The sequence below is a fragment of the Saccharothrix saharensis genome (genome assembly GCF_006716745.1).
Taxonomy (GTDB): domain Bacteria; phylum Actinomycetota; class Actinomycetes; order Mycobacteriales; family Pseudonocardiaceae; genus Actinosynnema; species Actinosynnema saharense.
The window spans coordinates 7,855,956-7,880,709 of the sequence record NZ_VFPP01000001.1; the positions used below are offsets into that span (position 1 = coordinate 7,855,956).

The window sequence follows — 24,754 nt, forward strand, 5'->3', positions numbered from 1 at the left end:
CTACCCGGCGTCGGCCGGGATGATCACTCGACGACCGACCCAGGGCGCGCGTACCCCAGCGGAACGCCTCGCCCTGCCGCACCCCAGCCACCACCACCGTGCCGGACCTGGCTCCGGACGCCGGACGTCTCGGCCATGACCTCGTGCAACGGGTCTCCGGGGCGTCCAACCGGGCCGGCCGACCGGGTATGCGCCTGCCGATGCGGACCCCTCGACGGCGGTCGCATCACGGCCGCCCGCGCCGCCGGCGACCGGCGGGAACCCCGACCGACCTGAGGGCAGCCGCCCGAGCGGGCAGGCCGGATCGGCCACCGCTGACCCGAGCCCCGAGCGCGGAGGTGCGCTCACCACCGAGACCACCCACAGCCAGGCAGAAGCCCCGGTCCTCATGATCGCGGGCCATGAGCGGGCGGCGGGTGCCTGACGCCCTGCTCGACCGCACCGCGCGCAGCGCGGACCCATCACCCCGAGGAGACGTACCGATGACCGAAGTCCTGAACTCGGAGTGGCTGAAGCTCCGCTCCGTCCGCTCGACCACCTACGTCCTGCTGGCCATCACGGCGTGCCTGCTCGGCGGCGCGCTCGTGTCCTACCTGATGACGGCCGACTGGGACACCTCGCCGCCGGAACTGCAGCAGCAGTTCGGGTCGGCGGACCCGAGCGCGATGGTGGTGCCGTTCACCCAGTTCTGCCTCGGCGTGCTGGGCGCGATGGCGATCACCACCGAGTACGGCAGCGGCATGATCAGGACGGCCCTGGTCTCCGTGCCGCAGCGCAAGGCCTACCTGCTGGCCAAGGCCGTCGTGGTGGCCGGGGCGTCCCTGCTGATCGGCCTGGCGACCACCCTCGTCGCCTACGAGACGGGCGAGCTGATCACCGGGGACCGCCCGGAACCGATCTCGGCCTACGCCGCGTTCGGCGACGCCGTGCCGACCCTCCTGGCGAACACCGCGTCGCTGGTCCTCATGGGTCTGCTGGGCCTGGGCCTGGGCTTCGTGCTCCGCTCCACCGCGGGCGCGTTGGTCACCCTCTGCGCCCTGCTCTTCGTGCTGCCTTCACTGACCTTGATCCTGCCCGAACCCTGGAACGGCCGCGTGTACTCGGTGATGCTGCCGTCCCTCGCCCCGCAGTTGTCCGGCGAGATGTCCGGCACGCCCCTGTCCCCGCTCCAGGCCGGCCTGGTGATGCTGGCCTACCTCGTGGTTGCCCTGGGCGCAGGCGCCCTGACCCTCCTGCGCCGCGACGCCTGACCCTGCACCCCCGCCGGTAAGCGGGCGCCCGGCGGGGGTGGCGGTTACGGTGGCGGGCGTGTCCGACTTCGCCCTTGGCCTGGCCGCGCTCGGTCGACCCGCCTACATCAACCTCGGCCGGGAGCACGCGTTGCCCGAGCACCGGGACGTGGACGCCATGCGCGCGCAGTGCCACGCCGTCCTGGACGCGGCCTACGCGGCAGGGGTGCGGAGGGTGGACGCCGCCCGGTCCTACGGTCGGGCGGAGGAGTTCCTGGCGCAGTGGCTGGCCGCCCGCGGCCACCAGGACGTGCAGGTGTCCAGCAAGTGGGGTTACGCCTACGTGGCCGACTGGCGGCGGGACGTGGACACCCACGAGGTGAAGGAGCACTCGGTCGAGCGGTTCACCCGGCAGTGGCGGGAGACCGAGGAACTGCTCGGGGCGCACGTCGGGCTCTACAACGTGCACTCGCTGACATCGGACAGTCCGCTGTTCGGCGACCCGGACCTTCTCCTCGCCCTGGGCGGGCTGCGGGACTCGGGAGTGCGCCTCGGCTTCTCCACGTCCGGCCCGAACCAGGGCGAGACGGTGCGGCGGGCCTTGGAGCTCACCGTCGAGGGGCGGCGGCTGTTCGACAGCGTCCAGTCGACCTGGAACGTCCTGGAGACGTCGGTGGGGCCCGCGTTGGCGTTCGCCCGGGAGTCCGGGGCGGAGGTGTTCGTCAAGGAAGGCCTGGCCAACGGCAGGGTGGCCGTCGACCCGCCGCCGCGCGTGCGCGACCTGGCCGACCGGCACGGCGTCGGCCCGGACGCCGTCGCGCTGGCCGCGGTGCGCGCGCAACCGTGGGCCGACGTGGTCCTGTCCGGCGCGGCGAGCCCGGACCAGTTGCACGCCAACCTGCGCGCACGGGAGGTGGACCTGGACCCCGACGAGCTGGCGGACTGCGCCGAGCCCGCCGAGCGGTACTGGGCTACCCGGGCGTCGCTGGCTTGGGAGTGAGCCGGACCGCGCCCGAGTCGAGGTCCACGGGGCCGTGCGGCGGCGCGCCGGACTCCTCGTCCTCGCCCAGCATCCGCGTCACCTCGCGCTGCCGCAGCTCGATGTGCTTGCCGCCCTGGAACACGGTGGTGAACTCGTCGAACGCGGTCGCCGACACGACCGGGTGACCTTTGCGCCGGCGCACCCACCTCAGCACGCGCTCCCCGGCCGCGAGACCGACCAGCAGCACGGCCAGGCCGGGGATCGACATCGCGAACATCATGCCCACCGCAACCACTCCCGGATCAGGGCCCGGCCGTCCGGTACAGCCGGCCACCCGGGGTCTTCCGCCAACGCCCGCACCTCGTCCACGCCCAGCCAGCCGCCCCACGCCACCTCTTCCGGCTGGTGGGTGAACGGCCCGTCGCTGCGCACCTCGTAAACGTGCGCGACGTACCGGATGGTTCCGTCCACGAACGGCGTGCTGAACCGGAACTCCGGCACCGCCCGGACGCCCAGTTCCTCGGCGAGCTCCCGCACCGCGCACTCGTCGGGCGTCTCACCCGCCGCGACCACCCCGCCGCACGTCGGGTCGTACAGCCCGGGGTAGACGTCCTTGGTGTCGGTGCGCCGGTGCACGTACAGGCGCGTCCCGTCCGAGGACCGCACGACGATCGCCGCGCACAGGTGCCACAGCCCCTCCTCGCGCATCCGTGCGCGTGTCGCCGTGCCGATGGGCGTGCCGTCGGGGTCCACCACCACTACGTGTTCCACGTGAAGATCCTCCCCAGGTAGTACCGGCCCGTGCTACCTCGGGCCGACGCCTGCCGATGCCGCCGATTCCTACCGTCGTGGCGTTCGCGTCACGAGGAGGAGTTGTGCCCACATCCCTGCGGCTCGCGGTCGCCGAGGTCCGCGACCGGCCCGGCCGCGCCGTGCTGCCCGGTGTCGCCCTGGTCGTCGGCATCGCGTGCCTGCTGGCCGCCCTGATGCTCAGCGACGCCATGGTCCGCGCCACCGACGAGGGCGCGCCCACCGTGCCCGCCGGCGTCGACCTCGTCGTCCGCCCGCCCGTGTACGGCGGCGCGGACCTCGACCAGGCGACCGCCGACCGGGTGGCGCACGTCGCCGGTGTGACGGCGGCGCAGCCGATCCGCGAGGTCCGCGCCGACCTCCTGCTCGACGGCGGCCGGGCGGGCGACCGCCGGGCCACCGCGGACATCGAGCCGGACCGCGCGGACCTGCACCGCGTGCCGATCCTGGAGGGCCGCTCGCCCGGACCGGACGGCGAGATCGCGATCGACCGGGTCACCGCCTACGAGCACGGCCTCAAGCCCGGCGCCTCGATTCGAATGGCCGACGCGGCGGGCGAGCCGATCGACGTCGTCGTCCGCGGCATCACCAAGCGCGGCTCGGTCGGCGAGGAGCCGGTGATCGTGGTCGGCGAGGCCCTGGCCGCCAGGCTCGGCGGCACACCCCGCGTCGAGGCGATCTACGTCGTCGGCGGCGACCGGGCCGCCGTCGCGCAGGTGGTGGGCGAGGGGCAGCGGGTGGACACCCGGGCGGCGATCGCCGCGGAACCGTCCGACAGGAGCCTGGCGGCCGTGCTGCTGCCGTTCAGCATCCTGGCGCTGGCCACCTCCGTGTTCGTCGCCTCCGCCACCTACCGGGCCGTCTACGCGCAACGCCGGCGGCACACCGCGCTGCTGCGCTGCCTCGGCGCGCACCGCGGCCCGCTGGTGTGGGCGAACCTCCTCGAAGCGCTGGTCACCGGCGTGGTCGCGGGCCTGGTCGGCGCGGTGCTCGGCGGGTCGGTGGCCTGGCTGCTGGCCAGGCTGTTCGACGCCACCGGGCTGTCCTCGATCCTCGGCGCGGTCGAGTTGAGCCCGGCGCTGCTGCCCACCGTCGGCCAGACCGTGATCGGTGTCGTCACGGCGGCCACCCTCAGCGCGTTCGCCGCGGTCCGGCCCGCGCTGGCCGCCGCGCGCGTCTCGCCGCTTGCGGCACTGCGGACGTCCGAAGGCCAGACGCCCGACCGGGCCGTGGTGCGCCGTCGGCGGATCTTCGGCATCGTGCTCGTGGCGGCGGCGGGCGTCATGGGCGCGCTGGCCGTGCTCGCCCAAGGCTCGCTGGCGGCGATCTTCCTGGTCCTGTTCTCCGGCATCACCGCCGTGTTCGGCCTGTTCGGCGTGCTCGGGCCGGTCGTCGTGCCCGCGCTGGGCCGGATCTTCGGCTCGGTCGCGAGCCGCTTCGGGGGCGCGCAGTGGAAGCTCGCGGCGGCCGAGGTGCGGCGGGTGCCGCAGCGGTCCGCGTCGGTGGCGATGCCGCTGCTCCTGGCCGCCGCCATGGTCACGTTCTTCGCCGTCACGGTGGGTTCGGCACAGCGCATGGAGGACGAGTTCAGCAACGAGCCGCAGCCCGACGCGGTGGTGGCGGACTCGGGCGGGCGCGCCCTGGACGGCGGTGTCGGCGCGGCGGCCAACCGGCCCGAAGCGGCGACCACGGTCGTGGTGCACGGCGTCGAGGCCGACCAGACCGACGCCGAGGGCCACACGTTCCCGACGCAGGTCGTCGGTGCCGACCCCGAGCCCATGCGCGAGTGGCTGACCAGGCAGAACGTCGACGCCCGGGACTTCGGGCCGGGCACCGTCATGCTCGACGAGTGGTACGCCGAGCGGTTCGGCGCGCAGCTCGGCCGGCCGTTCACGGTCCCGGGGCTGCCCGGCGGCCCGCGCACGGCCACGTTCGTGGGCACGTTCACCGGCTCGATGCTGGACGACGCCGACGTGGTGCTGGCCGACCCGGACCTCGGGCCCGCGACGAAGGTGCTGGTGGCGTTCGCGCCGGGGGCGGACCCGGCCGCCTACCAGGCGGGCGTGCGGGCCGCGCTGGCCGACTCGCCCACCGTTCTGGTGAAGACCAAGGCGGAGACGAGCGCGCAGAACCAGCGCTACCTCGACCTGGGGATCGTGCTGCTGATGGTGCTGCTGGGGCTGTCCGTCGCGGTCGCCGTGACCGGCATCGGGACCGCGTTGACGATCTCCGTCCAGGAGCGCCGCAAGGAGCTGGCGCTGCGGCGCGCGCTGGGCGTCACCAAGGGCGGCCTGCAAGGCGGCGTGGTGGCCGAAGCGGTGCTGTTGTCGCTGGTCGGCGTGCTGGGCGGGGGTGTGTTCGGCCTCGTCTACGCCGAGCTGACGCTGGCCGCGGTCGGCGTGCTCGTGTGGCCGACGGCGGCCGTGGCGCCGCTGCTGGTCGGCGGCGCGGGCGTGGTGGTCCTGGCGGTGCTCGCCGCGTTCGGCCCGGCCCGCGGCGCGTCCCGGATCAGGCCCGCCGCCGGGCTCGCCGCCGGCTGAAACGTGACCCCGGTCCGGGCGGTGTGCCGGTGGAAGGTCGTACTCTGCGTACATGCGGCGGATCATGGGAACCGAAGTCGAGTACGGCATCTCGGTGCCGGGTGACGCGACGGCGAACCCGGTGCTCACCTCGACACAGGTCGTGCTGGCCTACGCGGCGGCCGCCGACATACCGCGGGCGCGCCGGGCGCGCTGGGACTACGAGGTCGAATCGCCGTTGCGCGACGCGCGCGGCTTCGACCTCGGCACCCCCGGCGGCCACCCGGGCGACAGCGATGTCGAGGACCTGGGCGCGGCCAACGTCATCCTCACCAACGGCGCGCGCCTCTACGTGGACCACGCGCACCCCGAGTACTCCGCGCCCGAGGTCACCAACGCCCGCGACGCGGTGATCTGGGACAAGGCGGGGGAGCGGGTGATGGAGGAGGCCGCGATGCGCGCCGCCACCGTCCCCGGCCAGCCCCGCCTGCAGCTCTACAAGAACAACGTCGACGGCAAGGGCGCCAGCTACGGCACCCACGAGAACTACCTGATGCAGCGCAGCACGCCGTTCACCGCGGTGATCGCCGGGCTGACGCCGTTCTTCGTGTCGCGGCAGGTCGTCGTCGGCTCCGGCCGCGTCGGCATCGGCGCGGCGGGCGAGGAGGCCGGCTACCAGCTGTCCCAGCGCTCGGACTACATCGAGGTCGAGGTCGGCCTGGAGACCACGCTCAAGCGCGGCATCATCAACACCCGCGACGAGCCGCACGCCGACGCGGACAAGTACCGCAGGCTGCACGTCATCATCGGCGACGCGAACCTGGCCGAGTACTCCACCTACATCAAGTGCGGCTCGACGTCGCTGGTGCTCGACATGATCGAGGCCGGCCGCCGGTTCGACGACCTGCGCCTGCAGGAGCCGGTCCGGGCGGTGCACCAGATCAGCCACGACCCGACGCTCAAGACCAAGGTCGAGCTGTCCAACGGCCGCAAGTTCACCGGCCTGGACCTCCAGTTCGCCTACTACGAGCGCGCCTCGGCGTTCGTGGAGCAGGAGGGCTACGGCGACCGGGACGTGCTGCGGGTGTGGGGCGAGGTGCTCGACGCGCTGGCCCGCGACCCGCAGGAGTGCGCCGACCGCCTCGACTGGGTGGCGAAACTGCGGTTGCTCGAAGGGTATCGGTCCCGGGACGGCCTCGCCTGGGGCTCGCCCCGGCTGTCCCTGGTCGACCTGCAGTACTCCGACGTGCGGCTGGACAAGGGCCTCTACAACCGGCTGGTGGCCCGCGGCTCGATGAAGCGCCTGGTCAGCGAGGAGGAGGTGCGGGCGGCGATCCTCGCGCCGCCGGAGGACACGCGCGCCTACTTCCGCGGCCGGTGCCTGGAGCGCTACCCCACTTCGGTGGCCGCCGCCTCGTGGGATTCGGTGATCTTCGACCTCGGTCGGGAGTCACTCGTCCGGATCCCCACCCTGGAACCGCTGCGCGGCACGAAAGCGCACGTCGGAGCCCTGCTGGAGGCCTCGGACACGGCCGAGCAGCTGGTGGAGGCGCTCACCAGGGGCTGATCAACAGACCCGAGTGGCGGGCACAGGATGTCGTGCCTGGTGGGTAGTGTTTAACTCGCAGGACCCGAAGACCGGGAGGTCGACATGGCCCAGGAACAGGTTCAGCGCCAAGGCGGCGGTGACGGCGACGAGAACGGCGACGGCGCGGCCGGCGCCGGCCAGGAACGCCGCGAGAAGCTCGGCGAGGACGTCGACGCCATCCTCGACGAGATCGACGACGTGCTCGAGGAGAACGCCGAGGACTTCGTCCGCGCATACGTGCAAAAGGGCGGCGAGTAAGAAGCCGCCGGCGGGACAGGAGAAGAACGCACACATGGACCACAGCTCGACCGGGCACTACCCGGCCGCGTCGCTGCCCCCGGCCTACCTCAGGCCGGGGTCGTCGTCGTTCACCGATTTCCTCCGCGCCCAGGCTCCCGAACTGCTGCCGTCGAGCCGCCACCTGCCCGAGGGCAGCGCGGTGCAGGCTCCGCACGGCACGACCATCGTCGCCCTCACCTTCAAGGGCGGCGTGGTCATCGCGGGCGACCGGCGCGCCACGATGGGCAACGTGATCGCCCAGCGCGACATGAAGAAGGTGTTCATCACCGACGACTACTCGGCGGTGGGCATCGCGGGCACGGCGGGCATCGCGGTCGAGATCGTCCGGCTCTACGCGGTCGAGCTCCGGCACTACGAGAAGATCGAGGGCGTCTCGCTGTCGCTGGACGGCAAGGCGAACCGGCTCTCCGCGATGATCAAGGGCAACCTCGACGCGGCGCTCGCGGGCCTCGCGGTCGTGCCGCTGTTCGCGGGCTTCGACACCGCCGCGCCCGACCCGGACCGCGCGGGCCGCATCATCTCCTACGACGTGACCGGCGGCCGGTACGAGGAGTCGCAGGGCTACCAGGCCGTGGGCTCGGGCTCGCTGTTCGCGAAGTCGGCGATGAAGAAGCTCTACGACCCGGACGCGGACGCCGAGGCCGCCGCCAGGACGGCGATCGAGGCGCTGTACGACGCGGCGGACGACGACTCGGGCACCGGCGGCCCGGATGTGATCCGCAAGATCTACCCGGTCGTGGTGACGATCACCGCCGACGGGGCGGTCCACCTGCCCGACGCCGACACCGCCGCGTTGGCCGAGTCGGTCGTCGAGGGCCGCAAGGCCAGGCCGGCGGGCTGAGAGCCGTGTCGACCCCCATCCCCACCCGCATCCGCCGAGCCCGGGAGCCGCAGCAGTGACGATGCCGTTGTACGCCTCACCCGAGCAGATCCTCCGCGACCGCGCGGAGTACGCCCGGAAGGGCATCGCCCGAGGCCGGAGCGTCGTGGTGCTCCGGTACGCCGACGGCGTGCTGTTCGTCGCGGAGAACCCGTCCGCGACCCTGCACAAGGTGTCGGAGATCTACGACCGCATCGCGTTCGCCGCGGTCGGCCGCTACAGCGAGTTCGAGAACCTGCGCCAGGCGGGCATCCGGTTCGCCGACATCCGCGGCTACCAGAACGACCCGCGCGACGTCACGGGCCGCTCGCTGGCGAACGTCTACGCCCAGACCCTGGGCTCGATCTTCGCCGAGCAGATCAAGCCGCTGGAGGTGGAGATCTGCGTGGCCGAGGTCGGCACCGAGCCGGAGCAGGACACGCTGTACCGGCTGACCTACGACGGTTCGATCGTGGAAGAGCCGCAGTACGTCGTGATGGGCGGCCAGGCCGAGGCGACCGGCACCGCCCTGAAGGACGCCTACACCGAGGGCCAGCCGCTGGCCGAGGCCGTGGCCACGGCGGTGAAGGCGCTCAGCTCGGGCAGCACCACCACCGGCAACGGCAAGCCGGACCTGCTCGACCGCGGCAAGCTGGAAGTGGCCGTGCTGGAGCGGTCCCGGCCGCGGCGGGCGTTCCGCCGCATCACGGGGGCGGCGCTGGCGGCGCTGCTGCCCGGTGACGAGCCGGCGCCCGCCGACGAGGCCAAGGCGGAGGAGCCGCCCGCCAAGGGCGGCCGGAAGAAGCCGGTGACGGACGTGAACCTGCCGCCGAACGACGACAAGGCGTAGCCGGTCGCACCCCGCGAAGGGCCCTCGACACCGCGTCGGGGGCCCTTCGCGCGTGCTACAGGAAGATCTTGACGAGCTGGTCGCGGCCCTCGGGGTCGCGCAGCACCACCTGGTTGCCCGCGCGCAGCTCCGAGTCGACGAACTCGTAGATCAGCAACGCCCGGTTGACCAGGTCCACCTTCTTCAGCCCGGTCCGGTCCTGCAGCTTGCCCAACGCCTCGACCGCTTCCGCGATCAGCGCGACGTTCACCCGGTCCGCGACCGGGGGCTTGTCCGACGTGGCGCGCTCGACCGACGACATGCTCCCACCCTTCCCCGCCTGCACCGTCGAGGCTATCCCGCTCGCCACCAAAACACCACATTTCCAGTGTGGAATCCGTGTGGAACCGGTTGCTTCTCGGCGTCGGCGCGGTACCGTGGAGGAGCTCGTCGCGCACGTGTGCCGGAGGTCCACGCGAACGACTGGCGGCCTGATCCGAGGGGGGATGGCCGGCAGGCGGTCACGTGGAAGAAAGGTGCACCGATGAGTGGAGTGAGGCCGGACCCGGAAGCCATCGGGTCCGACACGACCGCGGGATGGGGAGACCCGACCCGCGCGGCGCGGATACGGCTGGAGAAGTCGGGGCTGTCGGTGGAGGTGGCGGTTCCCGCCGCCCACACCTCCCGGTTGCTCGACGCGGTGGTCGTCGCCTTGGCGGCGGCGGGCGCCGTGGTGTGTCCGGTGCTCACGTTGAGGGTGGTCCCGCCGGACTTCCCCACGTGGGCCGTGGTGGCGCTGGTCGCCGGGCAGATCGGTCTGCTCGGGGTGCTGGCGCTGGTCGCGCGCCGCAGGTGAAGAGGTGCGGATGGGGCACTCGGGGGGAGTGCCCCATCCCGCGTGTCAGGCGCGGGCCAGGGGCGAGGGCAGGTCGGTGAAGTCCTTGGTCCGCTCCAAGCTCGTGAGCACGGCGAGCAGGTCGTCCGGTGGGACGACGAGCCGGCGGGCGTCGAGGTCCAGCCAGCCCGCGGTGGTCACGATGGTGGCGGCGGTGCGGCCGTCGGCCTTGATCACCTTGTTGTGCAGGCGGAACCGCGCGCCGTCCGAGGCGAGGCCGGCCAGCCGCAGCTCCACCACGATCGGGTCGAGCAGGCGCATCTCGGCGCGGTAGCGGATGTCGTCGCCGTGCGAGATGGGCCCGATCCGACGGGCGGCGAACTCCGCGGCCGGGAAGCCCGCCGACGCGAAGTACTGCATCCGGTTGTCCTCGGCCGCGTCCAGGTACGCGGTGGTGCGCATGTGGCCGTTCTGGTCGACGTCCGGCCAGCGCACGTGGGTGGTGCTGGTGAAGGGCATGCGTCGAGTATGCGGACCCCCACCGGCACCACCCGCCGGACCGGCGCGCCGGACTACGCGATCGCCCGTGCCAGCAGCCGCCCGGTGCGTTCGCGCACCGACGGCGTGTCCAGCCCGCGCACCACCACGGTGGTCCGCCGCCGCAGCACGTCGTCCACCTCGGTCGCCCACTCGTACCGCTGCGCGTGCGCCACCTGCGCCCAGATGTCGGGCCCGTCGGGGTGCACGCGGTCCAGCAGCGACGGGTCCTCCGACGCCAGCGCCAGCACCTCGTGGCTGACCGTCCCGTAGTGCGTGGCCAGGTGCCGCAGCACGTCGTCGGGCACGGCGGGCAGCTCACGGCCGAGCTGGGCGCTCACCCGCTCGGGCAGCGCGGCGCCCGGCAACGCCGCCGGCACCCCGTCGAACGCGTGCGCCAGGTCCCGGCCCAGCGCCTCGCCGACCCGGGCCAGCACCGACGCGCCGATCCGCCGGAACGTGGTCCACTTGCCGCCCGCCACGCTGATCATCCCGCCGCGGCCCCGCGTGATCACGGTCTCGCGCTTGGCGTGGCTGGTGTCGCCGGACCCGCCGGGCAGCACCCGCAGCCCGGCGAACGCGTACGCCAGCCGGGACCGGTCCAGGGCCGAGTCCACGATGCCGACCGCCGCCTCGCCGAGGATCTGGTCGACGTCGGCCGGTGAGCACCGCACGTCCGCCGGGTCGCCCTCGTACGGCTCGTCGGTGGTGCCCAGCAGCAGCTGCCCCTCCCACGGGATGGCGAACGACACCCGCACGTCGTCCACCGGGATGGTCATCGCCGCACGCCACGGCGTGTCGGTCTTCAGCACCAGGTGAGCGCCCTTGGACAGCCGGATGCTGGGCGCGGCCGACGGGTCCTCCATCCGCCGCACCGAGTCCAGCCACGGCCCGGTGGCGTTGACCACCACCGACGCGTCCAGCCCGAACCCGCCGCCGTCGACCTTGTCCCGCAGCTCGACGCCGGTCACCAGCGACCCGCGCTTGCGTAGCCCCACCACCTCGACGTGGTTCAGCAGCACCGCGCCCGCCTCGGCCGCCGCACGCGCCGCCGTGATGGCCACCCGCGCGTCGTTCATCTGGTGGTCGTAGTACAGCGCCGCGCCGCGCAGGCCCTCGGTCCGCAGGTGCGGCACGTACCGCGCGGCCCGGCGCGCCGACAGCACCTTGCCCACGCCGTCGCCGAACCCGGACAGCGCCGAGTACAGCACCACCCCCGCGCCGAGCACGGACCGCGAGTGCGGCCCGCCCCGGTACACCGGCACCAGGAACGGCAGCGGCCGGACCAGGTGCGGTGCCAGGCGGTCGCCCAACGCGCGCCGCTCGGCGTGGTTCTCCCGCACCATCGGCACCGCCCCGGGCCCCATCGCCAGGTAGCGCAGGCCGCCGTGCACGAGCTTGGACGAGGCGCTGGACGTGGCGCCCGCGAAGTCGCCCGCCTCGACCAGCGCCACCCGCAGGCCCGAGCGGGCCGCCGCCCACGTGGTGGCGATGCCCAGCGCGCCGCCGCCGATCACGACCAGGTCGAAGGCGCCGTGTCCCAGCGCCTCGCGCGCCCTAGCCCGTTGCTCACTCATCGTTGTCGTCCTCGTCAATCCAGCCGACGGTCCGCTCGACCGCCTTCTTCCACTTGCGGTAGCCCTTGTCACGAGTCCTGGCGTCCATGGTCGGCAGCCACTCGGCGGCCTTGTGCCAGTTCTCGCGCAGGGTCTCGGTGTCCGACCAGTAGCCGACCGCGAGACCGGCGGCGTAGGCCGCGCCCAGGCAGGTGGTCTCGGCGACGATCGGCCGCACCACCGGCACGTCCAGCACGTCGGACAGGAACCCCATGAGCAGGTTGTTGGCGGTCATGCCGCCGTCGACCTTGAGCGTGGTCAGCTCCACCCCCGAGTCGGCGTTCATGGCGTCCACGACCTCGCGGGTCTGCCAGGCGGTCGCCTCCAGCACCGCGCGGGCGATGTGGCCCTTGTCGATGTAGCCGGTGAGGCCCGCGATGACGCCGCGCGCGTCGGAGCGCCAGTGCGGCGCGAACAGGCCGGAGAACGCGGGCACGAAGTAGGCGCCGCCGTTGTCCTCGACCGACCGGGCCAGCGTCTCGATCTCGGGGGCGCTGGAGATGAGCCCCATCTTGTCGCGGAACCACTGCACGAGCGCGCCGGTCACCGCGATCGCGCCTTCCAACGCGTAGGCGGCCGGCTGGTCGCCGATCTTGTAGCCGACCGTGGTGAGCAGGCCGTTCTCCGAGACCACGGGCTTGTCGCCGGTGTTGACCAGCAGGAAGCTGCCGGTGCCGTAGGTGCACTTGCCCTCGCCGGGCGAGTAGCAGGTCTGGCCGAACAGCGCGGCTTGCTGGTCGCCCAGGGCGGAGGCGACCGGGACGCCGTCCAGCGTGCCGGTGGCGGTGCCGTAGACCTCGGCGGACGAGCGGATCTCCGGCAGCATCGCCCGGGGCACGCCGATGGCGTCGACCAGCTCGTCGTCCCAGTCCAGCGTCTCCAGGTTCATCAGCATGGTGCGGCTGGCGTTGGTGACGTCGGTGACGTGGCGGCCGGTGAGCTTCCAGATCAGCCAGGTGTCCATGGTGCCGAACAGCACCTCGCCGCGTTCGCCGCGCTCGCGCAGGCCGTCGACGTGGTCGAGCAGCCAGCGGACCTTGGGCCCGGAGAAGTAGGTGGCCAGCGGCAGGCCGCACCTGTCCCGGAACCGGTTCTGCTCGCCGAGCTCCTTGACCAGCTGGTCGGTGCGGGTGTCCTGCCAGACGATCGCGTTGTGCACGGGCTTGCCGGTGGCCTTGTCCCACACCAGCGTGGTTTCGCGCTGGTTGGTGATGCCGACGGCGGCCAGGTCGTGCACGGTCAGCGACGCCTTCTGCAGGGCGCCGTGCACGACGTCGAGCACGTTGGCCCAGATCTCCTCGGCGTCGTGCTCGACCCAGCCGGGCTTGGGGAAGATCTGCCGGTGCTCCTTCTGCGCCACGGACACGATCGCGCCGCCGTGGTCGAAGACGATGCAGCGTGAGGAGGTCGTGCCCTGGTCGATGGCTGCCACGAAAGAGTGGGCGGAGTAAGTGCTCACGGGACGCTCCTCAGTAGACGGCGATGTCGACGAGCCCGGCCAATGCTCCGCCGATCAGGGGACCGACGACGGGGATCCAGGCGTACCCCCAGTCCGATCCACCCTTTCCGGGGATCGGCAGGACGGCGTGCGCGAGCCGGGGGCCGAGGTCGCGCGCGGGGTTGATGGCGTAGCCGGTGGGCCCGCCCAGGGACATACCGATGCCGACGACCAGCAGGGCGACGATCAGCACGCCGGTGCCGGAGGTCTCCAGCCCCTTGGTCTGGCCGGTGGCCAGGATGACGAACACCAGCACGAACGTGGCGATGACCTCGGTGGTGAGGTTCTGGGCGCGGTGGCGGACCTCGGGGCCGGTGGCGAAGACGCCGAGCACGTCGCCGGTGTTGGCGCGGAACTGGCCGAGGTAGGCGAGGTAGCACAGCACGGCGCCGGTGAACGCGCCGAGGAACTGGGCGAGCAGGTAGACCGGGACGGTGGCCCAGTCGCCGTTGTGGATGGCCAGGCCGACCGTGACGGCGGGGTTGAGGTGCGCGCCGGACAGCGGCGCGACCGCGTAGGCGCCCGCGAGCACCGCGAAGCCCCAGCCGAACGTGATCACCGCCCAGCCCGCGCCGTGGGACTTCGACTTCGCCAACACCACGCCCGCGACGACGCCGTTGCCGAGCAGCAACAGCAGTGCGGTGCCCAGGAACTCACCGATGAAGATCGACTGGTTGGTCATCCACGCGCCCTCTCTGGCCTGAATGCCGTTCGACAATGTCGTACGGTGCGCGTGAATCCTGTGCCGACGCTCACAAGATGTCAACCCTTCCGGAACGCCCGCGTCACCAGGGGATGGCGCCGAGCTCGCGCGAGATGGACCGCGCGGCCTCCCGGACGTAGGACACGAGGTCGGTGCGCGGCTGCTTGCGCTCGTCGCACAACCGCTCGACCGGTCCCGAGATCCCGACCGCGCCCACGGTCACCGCCCGCCGGTCCCGGATGGGCGCGGCCAGCGACACCTCGCCCTCGACCAGCTCTTCCACGTCCGAGGCCCAGCCGCGCTGCCTGACCTGCTCCAACGCGTCGCCGAGCCGGTCGAGGCCGGTGATCGTGGCGGCGGTGTAGGCCTTGAGCGGCCCGTCGTCGGCGAGGCCGAGGCCGACCGGGTCGTCGGCGAGCAGGACCTTGCCCAACGCGCTGGCGTGCGCGGGCAGCAGCGCGCCGACCTCGAGCACCTGGCGCGAGTTGTCCGGGCGGAACACGTGGTGCACGACCAGGACCTGGTTCTCGTGCAGGGTGCCGATGCGGACGCTCTCCATGCTGCGCGAGGCCAGCGAGTCCGACCAGTTCAAGGCCCGGGTGCGCAGCTCGTTGCCGTCGAGGTAGCTGCTGCCGATGTGGAACAGCGCCGCACCGAGCTGGTACTTGCCCGTGTCGGGCGACTGCTCGACGAACCCGACGAGCTGCAACGTCCGCAGGATGCCGTGCACGGTCGGTTTCGGCAGCTCCAGGGCTCGGGCGAGTTCCGCGACCCCCATCCGCCGCGCGCCGCTGGCCAGCAGCCGCAGGACCGCGGCCGCCCGTTCGATGGACTGGATGGGTCCGGGCACGCGATCACTCTAGCGCGAAGTCGTTCGACCATGTCGAACCTCGCGTGGTCAGCGCGGTTCCGGTGCCAGCCCGAGCCGCCGGCGGCAGTCGGGCGGCCGTCGGCGATCCGCTCGATGGTGTCCAGCGTGGGCAGCCGCCGCCGGCGCATGTACTCGCTGATCCGACCCTGCGCGATGCCCGTGACGCCCGCCAGGTCGTTCTGGCTGTACCCGGCGTAGCGCCGCAGCAGGACGAGCAGGCTCGCGATGTCCCGCGCCTCCAGCGCGGCGACGACCTCCAGGCGCGACCACAGGCTGTCCGGCACCCGCGCGACCCATCCGGCTCTCCGTCGTTCCATGACAAGTCCCCCCGACTGGGAATCGCCCGGCACCCCGGGGAGCGTTACGGAAGGGAGCCGCGCAATCACACGGTGATATCTCACCCTGTGCTGCCGTACCCACCGCGCTCCCTGGGACGGTTCGGGTCCGTCGACCTTCGGGGGGATCGAATGCGTCACCTGACCAAGTTGTTCGCGGTGCTGGGACTGCTGCTCGCCGCGCTCGCCGTCGCACCCGCGGGCGCGTCGGCCGGTGTGCCGTCCGCGCGGACCGCGCACACTCCGATCCAGAGCGTGCACGACTGGCGCTGTCTGGACGCGGACGTGTCGTCGCCGACCCACAACGGCACCGCGGTGCAGATCTGGGACTGCAACGGCTGGGACAACCAGAAGTGGACCTACTACGACGACTACACCATCCGCAGCACGCACGACGGCCGCTGCCTGGACGCGGACGTCTCGTCGCCGACGCACGACGGCACGAGGGTCCAGTTGTGGGACTGCAACGGCTGGGACAACCAGAAGTGGACCATGTACACCAACGGCGAGATCGTGAGCTGGCACGACGGCCGGTGCCTCGACCTGGACGTGTCGTCGCCGACGCACAACGGGAGCCGGGTGCAGGTCTGGACGTGCAACGGCTGGGCCAACCAGGCCTGGTACAAGTCCTGACGAACGCGGTGTGCGCCCCGGCCCGGTGGTCGGGGCGCACACCCGCGCCGTCACAGGTCCAGCGACCAGGTCTGCGCCTCGACGTCGCGGCCGAACAGGCGTTCCGGGGCGCTCGTCTCGACGCGGAAGCCGGCCTTCTCGTAGATGTGCCGTGACGCGGCGAGCCCGGCCACGGTCCACAGCACCACCCGCGCGTACCCGGTCCGGCGGGCGAAGCGCAGGCACTCGTCCACCAGCCGCGCGCCGATGCCCAGGCCGCGCGCGGCGGGTTCGACCAGCAGCAGGCGCAGCTTGGCGGTGCGGTCGTCGACGCGCACGCAGAACACGGACCCGACCGGTTCGCCGTCGACCTCGGCGATCCACGCCGCCTCGCGGTCGGGGCGGTGGTGCTCCGCGAACTCGGCCGCGACCCGCGCGACCAGCGCCTCGAAGGTCTGGTCGAAGCCGCACTCCTCCGCGTACCGCACCCCGTGCCGGTTGACCACCCACCCGAGGTCACCCGGCCGCAACGGTCGCAGCAGGTAGGACCGGGGGAAGCCGGTGAGCAGGCGTTCCACCTTGCGCATGGACGCCACCAGCTCGGCGCGGTCCGACGGCGGCACGCGGGCCAGCAGCGCGCCGATCCCGGCGTCCGAGCGGGCGTTCAGCTCGGTGAACACCGACTCGCCGCGCGGCGTGAGGGCGACGACGCGGCGTCGGGCGTCGCGCTCCGACGCCGTGCGGGTGACCAGGCCGTCGCGCTCGAAGCGGCTCAGGATGCGGCTGAGGTAGCCGGCGTCCAGGTCGAGCGCGGTCCGCAGGTCGGGCACCTCGCACGCGCCCCCGGCCAGCTCGAACAGCACCCGCACCCCGGTCAGCGAGTACGGCGAGTCGAGGTAGCCGCGGTCGAGCACGCCGATCACGCCGGTGTAGAAGCGGTTGAACGCGCGCACGTCCGCGACCGTCATCGTCGACCCCCCACTGAATTGTTGACGGAGTCAACCTTATTCGAGGGGTCGGTAGACGGCCAGCGCGGCGGGCCGGGCGCGGAACTCGAACTCCGACCCGGTGGGGCCCACCTCGCCGTCGGTCGCGATGGCCACCTCGCCCTCGCGCAGCCGCACGTCCAGCCAGCGCGTTTCCAGGTGCCGGTAGGTGCGGCTGCGGTGCAGCGAGCCGAGCAGCGCGCCCAGGAAGAACCGGGCCCGCGAGAACCGGGTGTCGGCGCGGATGTACCGCACGTCCATCAGGCCCGCGTCCAGCGCCGGGCGCATGGTCGGCGCGAAGCCCTTGGGCCGGTACGGGCCGTTGCCGACGAACAGCATCCACACCAGGTGCGGCTCGCCGTTCAGCTCCACCCGCAGCGGGCGTGACGTGCGCAGGACCCGGGCCAGCGCGATGCCCGCGGCCGGCCACTTGCCCCACCTGTCCTGCAACTGCTCCCGCATCCGGACCATGTCGGGGTAGCCGCCGAGGCTCGCGGTGTTGACGAACCAGCGCGGGCCGGCGCCGTCCACCGACACCGCCGCCAGGTCCACCAGCACGCCGTCGCCGTCCGCGACCGCTCGCGCCGTGTCGTCCAGCCCCCGCACGCCGACGTCGCGGGCGAAGTGGTTCAGCGTCCCGGCGGGCACCAGGACCAGCGGCAACCGGTGCGCCGCCGCCAGCGCCGCGACCGCCGCGACCGACCCGTCACCGCCCGCCACCCCCAGCGCGTGCGGAGCGTGATCGGCGATCACCGTGTCGAGATCCTCGATTCCCACGATCGTGGCTTTGGGCCATTCCTGCAGGATCTCGGCGGTCGGGTCGGTCCCGCCCAGGCCCGCGCTCGGGTTCACCACGACCACCAGGCCCTCGCCGTCGACCAGCGCCTCCAGCTCCTGGTGCTCGCGCGCCGACGCGGGCTCGGTGCGGCCCAGCGGCCACCAGCGCCTGGTCAGCAGGGCCGCGCCGATCCCGATCGCGGTACCCGCGACCACGTCCGACGGCCAGTGCACGCCCGTGTGCACCCGGGAGTACGCCACCGCCGCGGCGACCGGCGCGACCGCCGCGGCCAGCGCGGGCGACTCCATCGCCAGCGCAGTGGTGAACGCCGCCGCCGACGCCGCGTGCCCGGACGGGAACGACGACGACGTGGGGCGTTTGGTCAGCCGCCGGGGCACGAGCAGCAGGTCGGCGGCGGGTCGACGGCGCGGGAACAGGCGTTTCGCGACCAGGCTCGCGCTGAAGCTCGCCCCGCCGATCGCCGCCAGCCCGCGCAGCGCCGCCCGCCGCGTCACCCCTTTGCGCAACACCAGCACGCCCGCCACCACGAGCCACAACACGCTGTGGTTGGCGGCGCGCGACACCGTCTTCATCCCCTCGTCGACCGGGGAGGCGCGCAACGCCCCGGAACGCCTCATCACGGCCAGGTCCAGGCGGTTCACTCGTCGGAGCACACAAGAACGTTATCCGCGAAAACGGCGCGACGCCCGATTGGATCACTGAGGAAAGCGCCGAATGCGCCTACTGTTGAGGGATGCAGCGGCGGATCTTCGGCATTGAGACTGAGTTCGGGGTGACCTGCACCTTCCACGGGCAGCGCAGGCTGTCCCCGGATGAGGTCGCGCGTTATCTGTTCCGCCGGGTCGTCTCGTGGGGACGCTCGTCGAACGTCTTCCTGCGCAACGGCTCTCGGCTCTACCTGGACGTGGGCTCGCACCCCGAGTACGCCACGGCGGAGTGCGACGACCTCGCCCAGCTCGTGACGCATGACAAGGCTGGTGAGCGGATCCTCGAGGACCTGCTCGTCGACGCCGAGCGCAGGCTCGCCGACGAGGGCATCGGGGGAGACATCTTCCTGTTCAAGAACAACACCGACTCCGCGGGCAACTCCTACGGTTGCCACGAGAACTACCTGGTCGCGCGGGCGGGGGAGTTCTCCCGCATCGCCGACGTCCTGCTGCCGTTCCTGGTGACCCGGCAGCTCATCTGCGGCGCGGGCAAGGTGCTCCAGACGCCGCGCGGAGCGGTCTACTGCCTGTCGCAGCGGGCCGAGCACATCTGGGAGGGCGTGTCCAGCGCCACCACCCGGTCCCGCCCGATCATCAACACCCGCGACGAGCCGCACGCCGACGCCGAGCGCTACCGCAGGCTCCACGTCATCGTCGGCGACTCGAACATGTCCGAGGTGACCACGCTGCTCAAGGTGGGCAGCGCCAACCTCGTGCTGGAGATGATCGAGCAGGGCGTCCAGTTCCGCGACTTCAGCCTGGACAACCCGATCCGCGCGATCCGCGAGATCAGCCACGACCTGACCGGCAGGCGCACCGTGCGGCTGGCGGGCGGCAAGGAGGCCTCGGCGCTGGACATCCAGCGCGAGTACTACGAGCGCGCGGTGGAGCACGTGGCCAAGCGCGCGCCCGACCCCATGGCGGAACGGGTGCTGGAGCTGTGGGGGCGCACGCTGGACGCGGTCGAGGCCGAGGACCTGTCCAAGATCGACCGCGAGATCGACTGGGCCATCAAGTACCGGCTGATGGAGCGCTACCAGGCCAAGCACGGCATGGACCTGTCCAACCCGCGCATCGCCCAGCTCGACCTCGCCTACCACGACATCCGGCGCGGCCGGGGCATCTTCGACCTGCTCCAGCGCAAGGACCAGGTGGAACGGGTGACCGACGACGGCGAGATCGAGGCCGCCAAGGACACCCCGCCGCAGACCACGCGAGCCAAGCTGCGCGGTGACTTCATCGCCGCCGCGCAGGCCGCGGGCCGCGACTTCACCGTCGACTGGGTGCACCTCAAGCTCAACGACCAGGCGCAGCGCACCGTGCTGTGCAAGGACCCGTTCCGCGCGGTGGACGAACGCGTGGAGCGACTGATCTCGTCTCTCTAGCGGTACGCCGGGCGGGGGATCTTCGTGAGGCTCACACCACATGGAGATCCTCCTCCTGGCGACGGCCACGGCGGCGTCGCTGCCGGCCGCACCACCGGCCCAGGCGCACGAGGCGTCCTGGGAACCGCACCCCACCGGTGTCGACGTGCGGCTGCGCGCGGTGTCGGCGGTGAACTCGCACGTCGCGTGGGCCAGCGGCAAGGGCACCGTGCTGCGCACCACCGACGGCGGCGCGTCCTGGCGGGCCGTGACGCCGCCCGACGCGGCCGACCTCGACTTCCGCGACGTCGAGGCGTTCGACGCGTGGCACGCGGTCGCGCTGACCGCGGGCCCGGCGGACACCTCGCGCCTCTACCGCACCTGGCGACGGCGGCCGGTCGTGGCAGCGGGTGCCGGAGGGGAACTTCCCGCCCGCGCTGCCCGGCGAGTTCGGGTTCGCCGCCAGCGGCCAGTGCGTGACCACGGCCGGGCCGCGGGACGCGTGGATCGCCACCGGCGGCGGCGCGACCGCCCGCGTCCTGCACTCGGGTGACGGCGGCCGGCACTGGACGGTGTCGGACACGCCGCTGTCCAGCTCGGCGTCCACGGGCGTGTTCTCGGTGGCGTTCCGCACGCACCGCCGGGGTGTCGTCGTCGGCGGCGACCACAAGAACCCGGCGTCGCGGGTCGCGGGCCTGGCGTGGAGCGGGGACGGTGGCGCGACGTGGGACGGTCCCGCGCAGGCGCCGTTCGGCTACCGGTCCGGCGCGGCGTGGTGGGGTGACGCGGTGGTCGCGGTGGGCCCGACCGGCAGCGAGCTCAGCCGCGACGGCGGCCGGACCTGGCGGTCCCCGGACACCGGCAGCTTCGACACCATCGACTGCGCCGCGGTGTGCTGGGCCGCGGGTGAGCGCGGTCGTGCGGGCGTGCTGAGCAGGGGATAGGCGCGAGCGGACCCCGGGTCGAGTGTCCCGGGGTCTTCTCCGGCCTGATTGACAAAGTAGATTTTTACGTACAAGCTCGCTTTCGCGATGAGAGACGTCCTGTACCTGGAGCAGATCGAGCAGGCCGAGGCACTGCTCAAGCCGCAACGCGTCGAGGTGCTGCGGCAACTGGCCGAGCCGCGGTCGTGCACCGAGGTGGCCGCCGCGCTCGACCAGACCCCGCAGCGGGTCTACTACCACGTGAAACGCCTGGTCGAAGCCGGTCTGGTGACACAGGTGAACGAGCGGCGCGTGCGCGGCATCAACGAGGGCGTGTACCAGGCGAGCGCGCGCTCGTACTGGTTGTCGCCGGCGCTGGTCGGCCGGCTCGGGCTGCGCCGCGCCCGGGACGAGCTGAGCCTGGACCACCTGCTGGACCTGGTGGAACAGGTCCAGTCCGACATCGCGGGCCTGGACCGCACGCGGCCCGAGCTGCCGTCGCTGGGGGTGTCCGGCGGGATCAGGGTGCACCCCGACCGGCGGCAGGAGTTCTTCGACGACCTGAGGACGACCCTGCAGGACCTGTTCACCCGCTACGGCGGCGCGGAGGGCGACGCCTTCCGACTGGCCGTGGCGTGCTATCCGAAGGAGGAGACCGATGAGTGAGACCGTGATCCTTCGCGCCCGCACGACAGCGTCCGTCGAGCGCGTGCACCGGGCCCTGACCGACGCCGGCGAGCTGGGCACGTGGCTGGCCGAGCACGCGGTGGTGGAGCTGCCCGACCGGTTCGCCTTCTGGGGCCGCTACACGCCCGAGGGCGACGTGCCGCACCAGACGCTGCGGCACGTCGACGACCACTCGCTGCGGTTCGACTGGAAGATCGGCGGCGAGGACACCACCGTCGGGATCGACTGGGCGACCGAGGGCGACGACACGGTGGTCACGGTGTCGCAGAGCCACTTCCCCGGCTGGGGAGTGGCCGTCGCGGAGACCAGCGTCCTCGGCTACCTCTACACGTACTGGTGCCTGTCCCTGGCCAACCTGGTCGACCACGTCGAAGGCCGCCCGCTCACCCCGAAGGTCGACTTCGGCACGACCGCGATGCGCGGCCAGGTGCTGATCGACGCGCCGGTGGACGCGGTGGCCCACTCGCTGGTCGACGCGGAGCAGTACTCGCGGTGGTTCGGCGCGAAGATCGACATCGAGCCGTGGGTGGGCGGCCGGGTCGCCATGGGCGGCTTCGAGCTGAACCCCGAACCCGCGAAGGTGGTCGACTTCGAGCCCGGCCGGCGGATGGGCGTCGACTGGGGCGGCATGGTGTCGACCTGGGAGCTGGCCGAGTCCGGCGGCGGCACCAGGCTGACGTTCGTGCAGAGCGGGTTCGACACCGGTGAGCCGCCGTACGGGGCGTGGGCGGGCTGGCTGTCGGGCGTGGCCGAGCTGCGCCGCTTCCACGAGCTGCCCGACTGGCGGCCGATCTGGCTGCGGCCCGACGTGCCGGGGCTGCCCGAGGGCATGCTCAGCGAGAGCTGAGGCGGATCAGCTTCAGCTCGACGGCGGTCCGCACCGCCGCCGTCCTGGTGTCCACGCCCAGCTTGTCGAAGATCCGCACCAGGTGCGTCTTCACCGTCGCCTCGCTGATGAACAGCGCCTTCGCGATCTCCCGGTTGGACAGGCCCCGGGCCAGGTGGTCGAGGATCTGCACCTCGCGCTTGGTCACCGCGGGCGCGGGCGCGCCGCGCAGCAGGCGGCGGGCGATGTCGGGGGACAGCACCGTGCGGCCGGTGGACCCCTGGCGGACCGCGGCGGCCAGCTCGTCGGGCGGGGAGTCCTTGAGCAGGTAGCCCGTCGCACCGGCCTCGACCGCGCGCACCACGTCCGCGTCCGAGTCGTACGTGGTCAGCACCACGACCTGCGGCGGGTCCGGCAGGGCCCGGATGCGCCGGGTGGCCTCCACGCCGTCGATGCCCGCGCCGAGCTGGAGGTCCATCAGGACCACGTCGACGTCCCGCGTGGCGGCCAGGCGGACCGCGTCCTCGCCGGTGGCGGCCTCGGCGACCACCTCGAAGTCGCGGGCCAGCAGCCCGGCCAGGCCGAACCGGACCACCGGGTGGTCGTCCACCACCAGCACCCGCAGCGGCCCGGTCACGGCGTCGGCACGCTCACGGCCAGCGCCGTGCCCTCGCCCGGCGCGCTCTCCACCGTCATCGTGCCGCCCAGCTCGGCGACCCGGTCGCGGATCGCGTCCAACCCGTAACCGCGGCCCGGCTCGGGGCGGATCGCGGCCGGGTCGAACCCGCGGCCGTCGTCGCACACGTCGAGCGTCACCGCGTCACCCAGGTAGGTCAGCGTGATCACGGCGGTGGTGGCGCCGGCGTGCTCGCGGACGTTGGCCAACGCGCCCTGCGCGACCCGCAGCAACGCCACCTCCACCGGCACCGGCAGCGGGTACGGCTCACCCTCCACCCCGACCCGGTCGCACAGGGCGCGCAACGCGTCGGTCAGCGTGCGGCCCTGCAAGGGGGACAGGTCGCGCACGAACCGGCGCGCCTCGGCCAGGTTCTCCTTGGCCACCTCGCGGGCGCGGTCGGTGTCGCCGAGCTCCAGCAGCAGCGTGATGCTGGACAGGCCCTGCGCCAGCGTGTCGTGGATCTCCCGGGCCAGCCGCTGCCGCTCCTCCAGCGCGCCCGCCCGGCGCAGCAGCCGGCGGCGGTCGAAGAACACGGCGGCCGTGATGACCGCGACCCCGACCGGCCCCAGCACCAGGCTCGGCTCGACCGCGTCGGCCAGCCGCACCTGCGCCAGCACCACGGCGGCGGTCAGCACGGCGGCCAGCGGCACGGCCGGCCGCGGGCGCAGTTGCCGCAGGCACTGGAAGAACAGCGGGATGGCGCACCAGCCGAAGCTCGGCGCGAGCCACACCAGCGCCAGCCACAGCGCCAGCACGGCGGGCAGCGCGGCGGTCCACCGCACGCCCACCGGGTAGGCCGCGCCCAGCACGGCGGCGGTGACCAGCACGGCGGGCGCGACGCCGTGGTACGCGACGTACCGCGCCGCCGACGCCGTCAACAGCACGTAGAAGCCCGCGTGCATCGCCCGGTGCAGCCACACGGGGCCGACCCTAGGCCGGCTGCCGGCGTCCGGGGTCAACCGATGGGTTGAACCGGGGTCGACCGGAACCACCAGGTCCGCGCCGGTCCGCGGGGCGAGGCTCGAACCCGACATGAACAGGGCTTCCCCCGAGGAGGGTGTGGCGATGCGCAAGACCACGATCGCGGTGCTGGTGGCGTTGTCCGTGGTGGGCGCCGGCGGGTACGCGACGGCCGACCGGCAGCACGGGCGCAGCGGGGTCGCGGTGCGGACCGCGACGACGATCACGGTCGACGCGGCGGTGAAGGCCGCGCAGGCGGCGCTGGACGCGGCCGAGAAGGACGGGCAGCGGGTCACCGTCGCCGTGGTGGACCGGGGCGGTGACGTGGTCGTGCTGCTGCACGGCGACGGCGCGGGCCCGCAGACCGAGGAGTCGGCCCGCCGCAAGGCGTTCACGTCGGTGTCGTTCAACGCCCCGACCTCGGCCCTGGCCTCCCGCGTGACCGGCGACGGCGCCACCCTCCGCGACATCCCGGGCACGCTGTTCCTGGCCGGCGGCCTGCCGGTGGTCTCCGACGGCGCCCCGGTCGCCGGCATCGGCGTCGGCGGCGCCCCCAGCGGCGACCTCGACGAGCGCTACGCCCGCGCCGGCCTGACCGCCATCGGCGCCTGACCTCCCTTTCCCCGATCGCGCGAGTCGAACCTCCAGGTCCCGTGTGTCGAACCTCCAGGCCTCGTGAGTCCTACGCTCAGGACCCGGG

General features: G+C 72.8%; 26 protein-coding genes and 1 pseudogene. 14 read left to right on the top strand and 13 right to left on the bottom strand.

The window, feature by feature from the left end; translation table 11 throughout:
- The first annotated feature begins 482 nt into the window (after positions 1 to 482).
- On the top strand, positions 483 to 1,250 hold the full coding sequence (locus tag FHX81_RS35835; protein ID WP_141982920.1) for an ABC transporter permease: 768 nt from the start codon (positions 483 to 485) through the stop codon (positions 1,248 to 1,250).
- Between the two features lie 58 nt (positions 1,251 to 1,308).
- Entirely contained in the window at positions 1,309 to 2,229 is a 921-nt protein-coding gene (locus FHX81_RS35840) for an aldo/keto reductase (protein WP_141982921.1), read from the top strand.
- Here FHX81_RS35840 and FHX81_RS35845 read toward each other — a convergent pair.
- On the bottom strand, positions 2,201 to 2,479 hold the full coding sequence (locus FHX81_RS35845; RefSeq protein ID WP_211363652.1) for a DUF6191 domain-containing protein: 279 nt from the start codon (positions 2,477 to 2,479) through the stop codon (positions 2,201 to 2,203). The genes FHX81_RS35840 and FHX81_RS35845 overlap by 29 nt on opposite strands.
- A gap of 8 nt (positions 2,480 to 2,487) precedes the next feature.
- Positions 2,488 to 2,982 (bottom strand): NUDIX hydrolase, encoded by a 495-nt coding sequence (locus tag FHX81_RS35850; RefSeq protein WP_141982923.1) that lies wholly within the window; start codon positions 2,980 to 2,982, stop codon positions 2,488 to 2,490.
- Between the two features lie 104 nt (positions 2,983 to 3,086).
- Here FHX81_RS35850 and FHX81_RS35855 point away from each other — a divergent pair, with 104 nt between their 5' ends.
- The 5 genes from FHX81_RS35855 to prcA all read left to right on the top strand — a co-directional run bounded on the left by FHX81_RS35855 (position 3,087) and on the right by prcA (position 9,137).
- Positions 3,087 to 5,561 (top strand): FtsX-like permease family protein, encoded by a 2,475-nt coding sequence (locus tag FHX81_RS35855; RefSeq protein WP_141982924.1) that lies wholly within the window; start codon positions 3,087 to 3,089, stop codon positions 5,559 to 5,561.
- Between the two features lie 52 nt (positions 5,562 to 5,613).
- Complete coding sequence (gene dop, locus FHX81_RS35860) at positions 5,614 to 7,107, top strand: depupylase/deamidase Dop (RefSeq protein ID WP_141982925.1); 1,494 nt, start codon at positions 5,614 to 5,616, stop codon at positions 7,105 to 7,107.
- An 84-nt stretch (positions 7,108 to 7,191) separates the two neighbouring features.
- On the top strand, positions 7,192 to 7,386 hold the full coding sequence (locus FHX81_RS35865; protein WP_053716644.1) for a ubiquitin-like protein Pup: 195 nt from the start codon (positions 7,192 to 7,194) through the stop codon (positions 7,384 to 7,386).
- A 34-nt stretch (positions 7,387 to 7,420) separates the two neighbouring features.
- Positions 7,421 to 8,269, top strand: a complete 849-nt coding sequence (prcB, locus tag FHX81_RS35870) for a proteasome subunit beta (protein WP_141982926.1) — start codon at positions 7,421 to 7,423, stop codon at positions 8,267 to 8,269.
- Between the two features lie 55 nt (positions 8,270 to 8,324).
- A complete protein-coding gene (prcA, locus tag FHX81_RS35875) occupies positions 8,325 to 9,137 on the top strand; it encodes a proteasome subunit alpha (protein WP_141982927.1) in 813 nt (270 codons plus the stop codon).
- Between the two features lie 55 nt (positions 9,138 to 9,192).
- Here the strand turns inward: prcA and FHX81_RS35880 are convergent, their stop codons facing one another.
- A complete protein-coding gene (locus FHX81_RS35880; protein WP_141982928.1) occupies positions 9,193 to 9,438 on the bottom strand; it encodes a hypothetical protein in 246 nt (81 codons plus the stop codon).
- A 222-nt stretch (positions 9,439 to 9,660) separates the two neighbouring features.
- On the opposite strand from FHX81_RS35880, the gene FHX81_RS35885 reads away from it, so the two are divergent.
- Positions 9,661 to 9,972 (top strand): hypothetical protein, encoded by a 312-nt coding sequence (locus tag FHX81_RS35885; protein WP_141982929.1) that lies wholly within the window; start codon positions 9,661 to 9,663, stop codon positions 9,970 to 9,972.
- A 45-nt stretch (positions 9,973 to 10,017) separates the two neighbouring features.
- On the opposite strand, the gene FHX81_RS35890 is transcribed toward FHX81_RS35885, so the two are convergent.
- The 6 genes and pseudogenes from FHX81_RS35890 to FHX81_RS43090 all read right to left on the bottom strand — a co-directional run.
- A complete protein-coding gene (locus tag FHX81_RS35890) occupies positions 10,018 to 10,470 on the bottom strand; it encodes an acyl-CoA thioesterase (protein ID WP_141982930.1) in 453 nt (150 codons plus the stop codon).
- A 53-nt stretch (positions 10,471 to 10,523) separates the two neighbouring features.
- Positions 10,524 to 12,065 carry a glycerol-3-phosphate dehydrogenase/oxidase gene (locus FHX81_RS35895; RefSeq protein ID WP_141982931.1) on the bottom strand — a complete coding sequence of 514 codons (1,542 nt, stop codon included), beginning with the start codon at positions 12,063 to 12,065 and terminating at the stop codon, positions 10,524 to 10,526.
- On the bottom strand, positions 12,058 to 13,563 hold the full coding sequence (glpK, locus tag FHX81_RS35900) for a glycerol kinase GlpK (RefSeq protein WP_141982932.1): 1,506 nt from the start codon (positions 13,561 to 13,563) through the stop codon (positions 12,058 to 12,060). The genes FHX81_RS35895 and glpK overlap by 8 nt, the downstream gene beginning before the upstream one ends.
- Positions 13,564 to 13,573: 10 nt before the next feature.
- Entirely contained in the window at positions 13,574 to 14,320 is a 747-nt protein-coding gene (locus FHX81_RS35905; RefSeq protein ID WP_342787243.1) for an MIP/aquaporin family protein, read from the bottom strand.
- A 67-nt stretch (positions 14,321 to 14,387) separates the two neighbouring features.
- A complete protein-coding gene (locus tag FHX81_RS35910; protein WP_141982933.1) occupies positions 14,388 to 15,155 on the bottom strand; it encodes an IclR family transcriptional regulator in 768 nt (255 codons plus the stop codon).
- A 152-nt stretch (positions 15,156 to 15,307) separates the two neighbouring features.
- Positions 15,308 to 15,493, bottom strand: a pseudogene (locus FHX81_RS43090) (hypothetical protein); the annotation flags it as partial.
- Positions 15,494 to 15,643: 150 nt separating this feature from the next.
- On the opposite strand from FHX81_RS43090, the gene FHX81_RS35920 reads away from it, so the two are divergent.
- Entirely contained in the window at positions 15,644 to 16,144 is a 501-nt protein-coding gene (locus tag FHX81_RS35920) for an RICIN domain-containing protein (protein ID WP_141982935.1), read from the top strand.
- A 50-nt stretch (positions 16,145 to 16,194) separates the two neighbouring features.
- On the opposite strand, the gene FHX81_RS35925 is transcribed toward FHX81_RS35920, so the two are convergent.
- The gene (locus FHX81_RS35925; protein WP_141982936.1) at positions 16,195 to 17,091 is read right to left on the bottom strand and encodes a bifunctional helix-turn-helix transcriptional regulator/GNAT family N-acetyltransferase; all 897 of its coding nucleotides are present in this window, start codon (positions 17,089 to 17,091) and stop codon (positions 16,195 to 16,197) included.
- A 36-nt stretch (positions 17,092 to 17,127) separates the two neighbouring features.
- Positions 17,128 to 18,561, bottom strand: coding sequence for a bifunctional phosphatase PAP2/diacylglycerol kinase family protein (locus tag FHX81_RS35930; RefSeq protein ID WP_141982937.1), 1,434 nt, complete (start codon positions 18,559 to 18,561; stop codon positions 17,128 to 17,130).
- Positions 18,562 to 18,641: 80 nt separating this feature from the next.
- Between FHX81_RS35930 and pafA the strand changes: the two genes are divergently transcribed.
- The 4 genes from pafA to FHX81_RS35950 all read left to right on the top strand — a co-directional run bounded on the left by pafA (position 18,642) and on the right by FHX81_RS35950 (position 22,436).
- Complete coding sequence (gene pafA / locus FHX81_RS35935; RefSeq protein WP_141982938.1) at positions 18,642 to 20,000, top strand: Pup--protein ligase; 1,359 nt, start codon at positions 18,642 to 18,644, stop codon at positions 19,998 to 20,000.
- A gap of 389 nt (positions 20,001 to 20,389) precedes the next feature.
- Complete coding sequence (locus FHX81_RS42880) at positions 20,390 to 20,923, top strand: beta propeller repeat protein (RefSeq protein WP_342787244.1); 534 nt, start codon at positions 20,390 to 20,392, stop codon at positions 20,921 to 20,923.
- Between the two features lie 87 nt (positions 20,924 to 21,010).
- Positions 21,011 to 21,568, top strand: a complete 558-nt coding sequence (locus tag FHX81_RS35945) for a winged helix-turn-helix domain-containing protein (protein ID WP_141982939.1) — start codon at positions 21,011 to 21,013, stop codon at positions 21,566 to 21,568.
- The gene (locus FHX81_RS35950; protein WP_141982940.1) at positions 21,561 to 22,436 is read left to right on the top strand and encodes an SRPBCC domain-containing protein; all 876 of its coding nucleotides are present in this window, start codon (positions 21,561 to 21,563) and stop codon (positions 22,434 to 22,436) included. The genes FHX81_RS35945 and FHX81_RS35950 overlap by 8 nt, the downstream gene beginning before the upstream one ends.
- Here FHX81_RS35950 and FHX81_RS35955 read toward each other — a convergent pair.
- Positions 22,423 to 23,052 carry a response regulator gene (locus FHX81_RS35955; RefSeq protein ID WP_170232294.1) on the bottom strand — a complete coding sequence of 210 codons (630 nt, stop codon included), beginning with the start codon at positions 23,050 to 23,052 and terminating at the stop codon, positions 22,423 to 22,425. The two genes, FHX81_RS35950 and FHX81_RS35955, sit on opposite strands and share 14 nt — an antisense overlap.
- The gene (locus tag FHX81_RS35960) at positions 23,049 to 24,014 is read right to left on the bottom strand and encodes a sensor histidine kinase (RefSeq protein ID WP_246108138.1); all 966 of its coding nucleotides are present in this window, start codon (positions 24,012 to 24,014) and stop codon (positions 23,049 to 23,051) included. The genes FHX81_RS35955 and FHX81_RS35960 overlap by 4 nt, the downstream gene beginning before the upstream one ends.
- 145 nt (positions 24,015 to 24,159) lie before the next feature.
- Between FHX81_RS35960 and FHX81_RS35965 the strand changes: the two genes are divergently transcribed.
- Positions 24,160 to 24,666: a GlcG/HbpS family heme-binding protein gene (locus tag FHX81_RS35965; protein WP_211363653.1), complete on the top strand. Its 507-nt coding sequence runs from the start codon at positions 24,160 to 24,162 to the stop codon at positions 24,664 to 24,666.
- Positions 24,667 to 24,754: the final 88 nt, after the last annotated feature.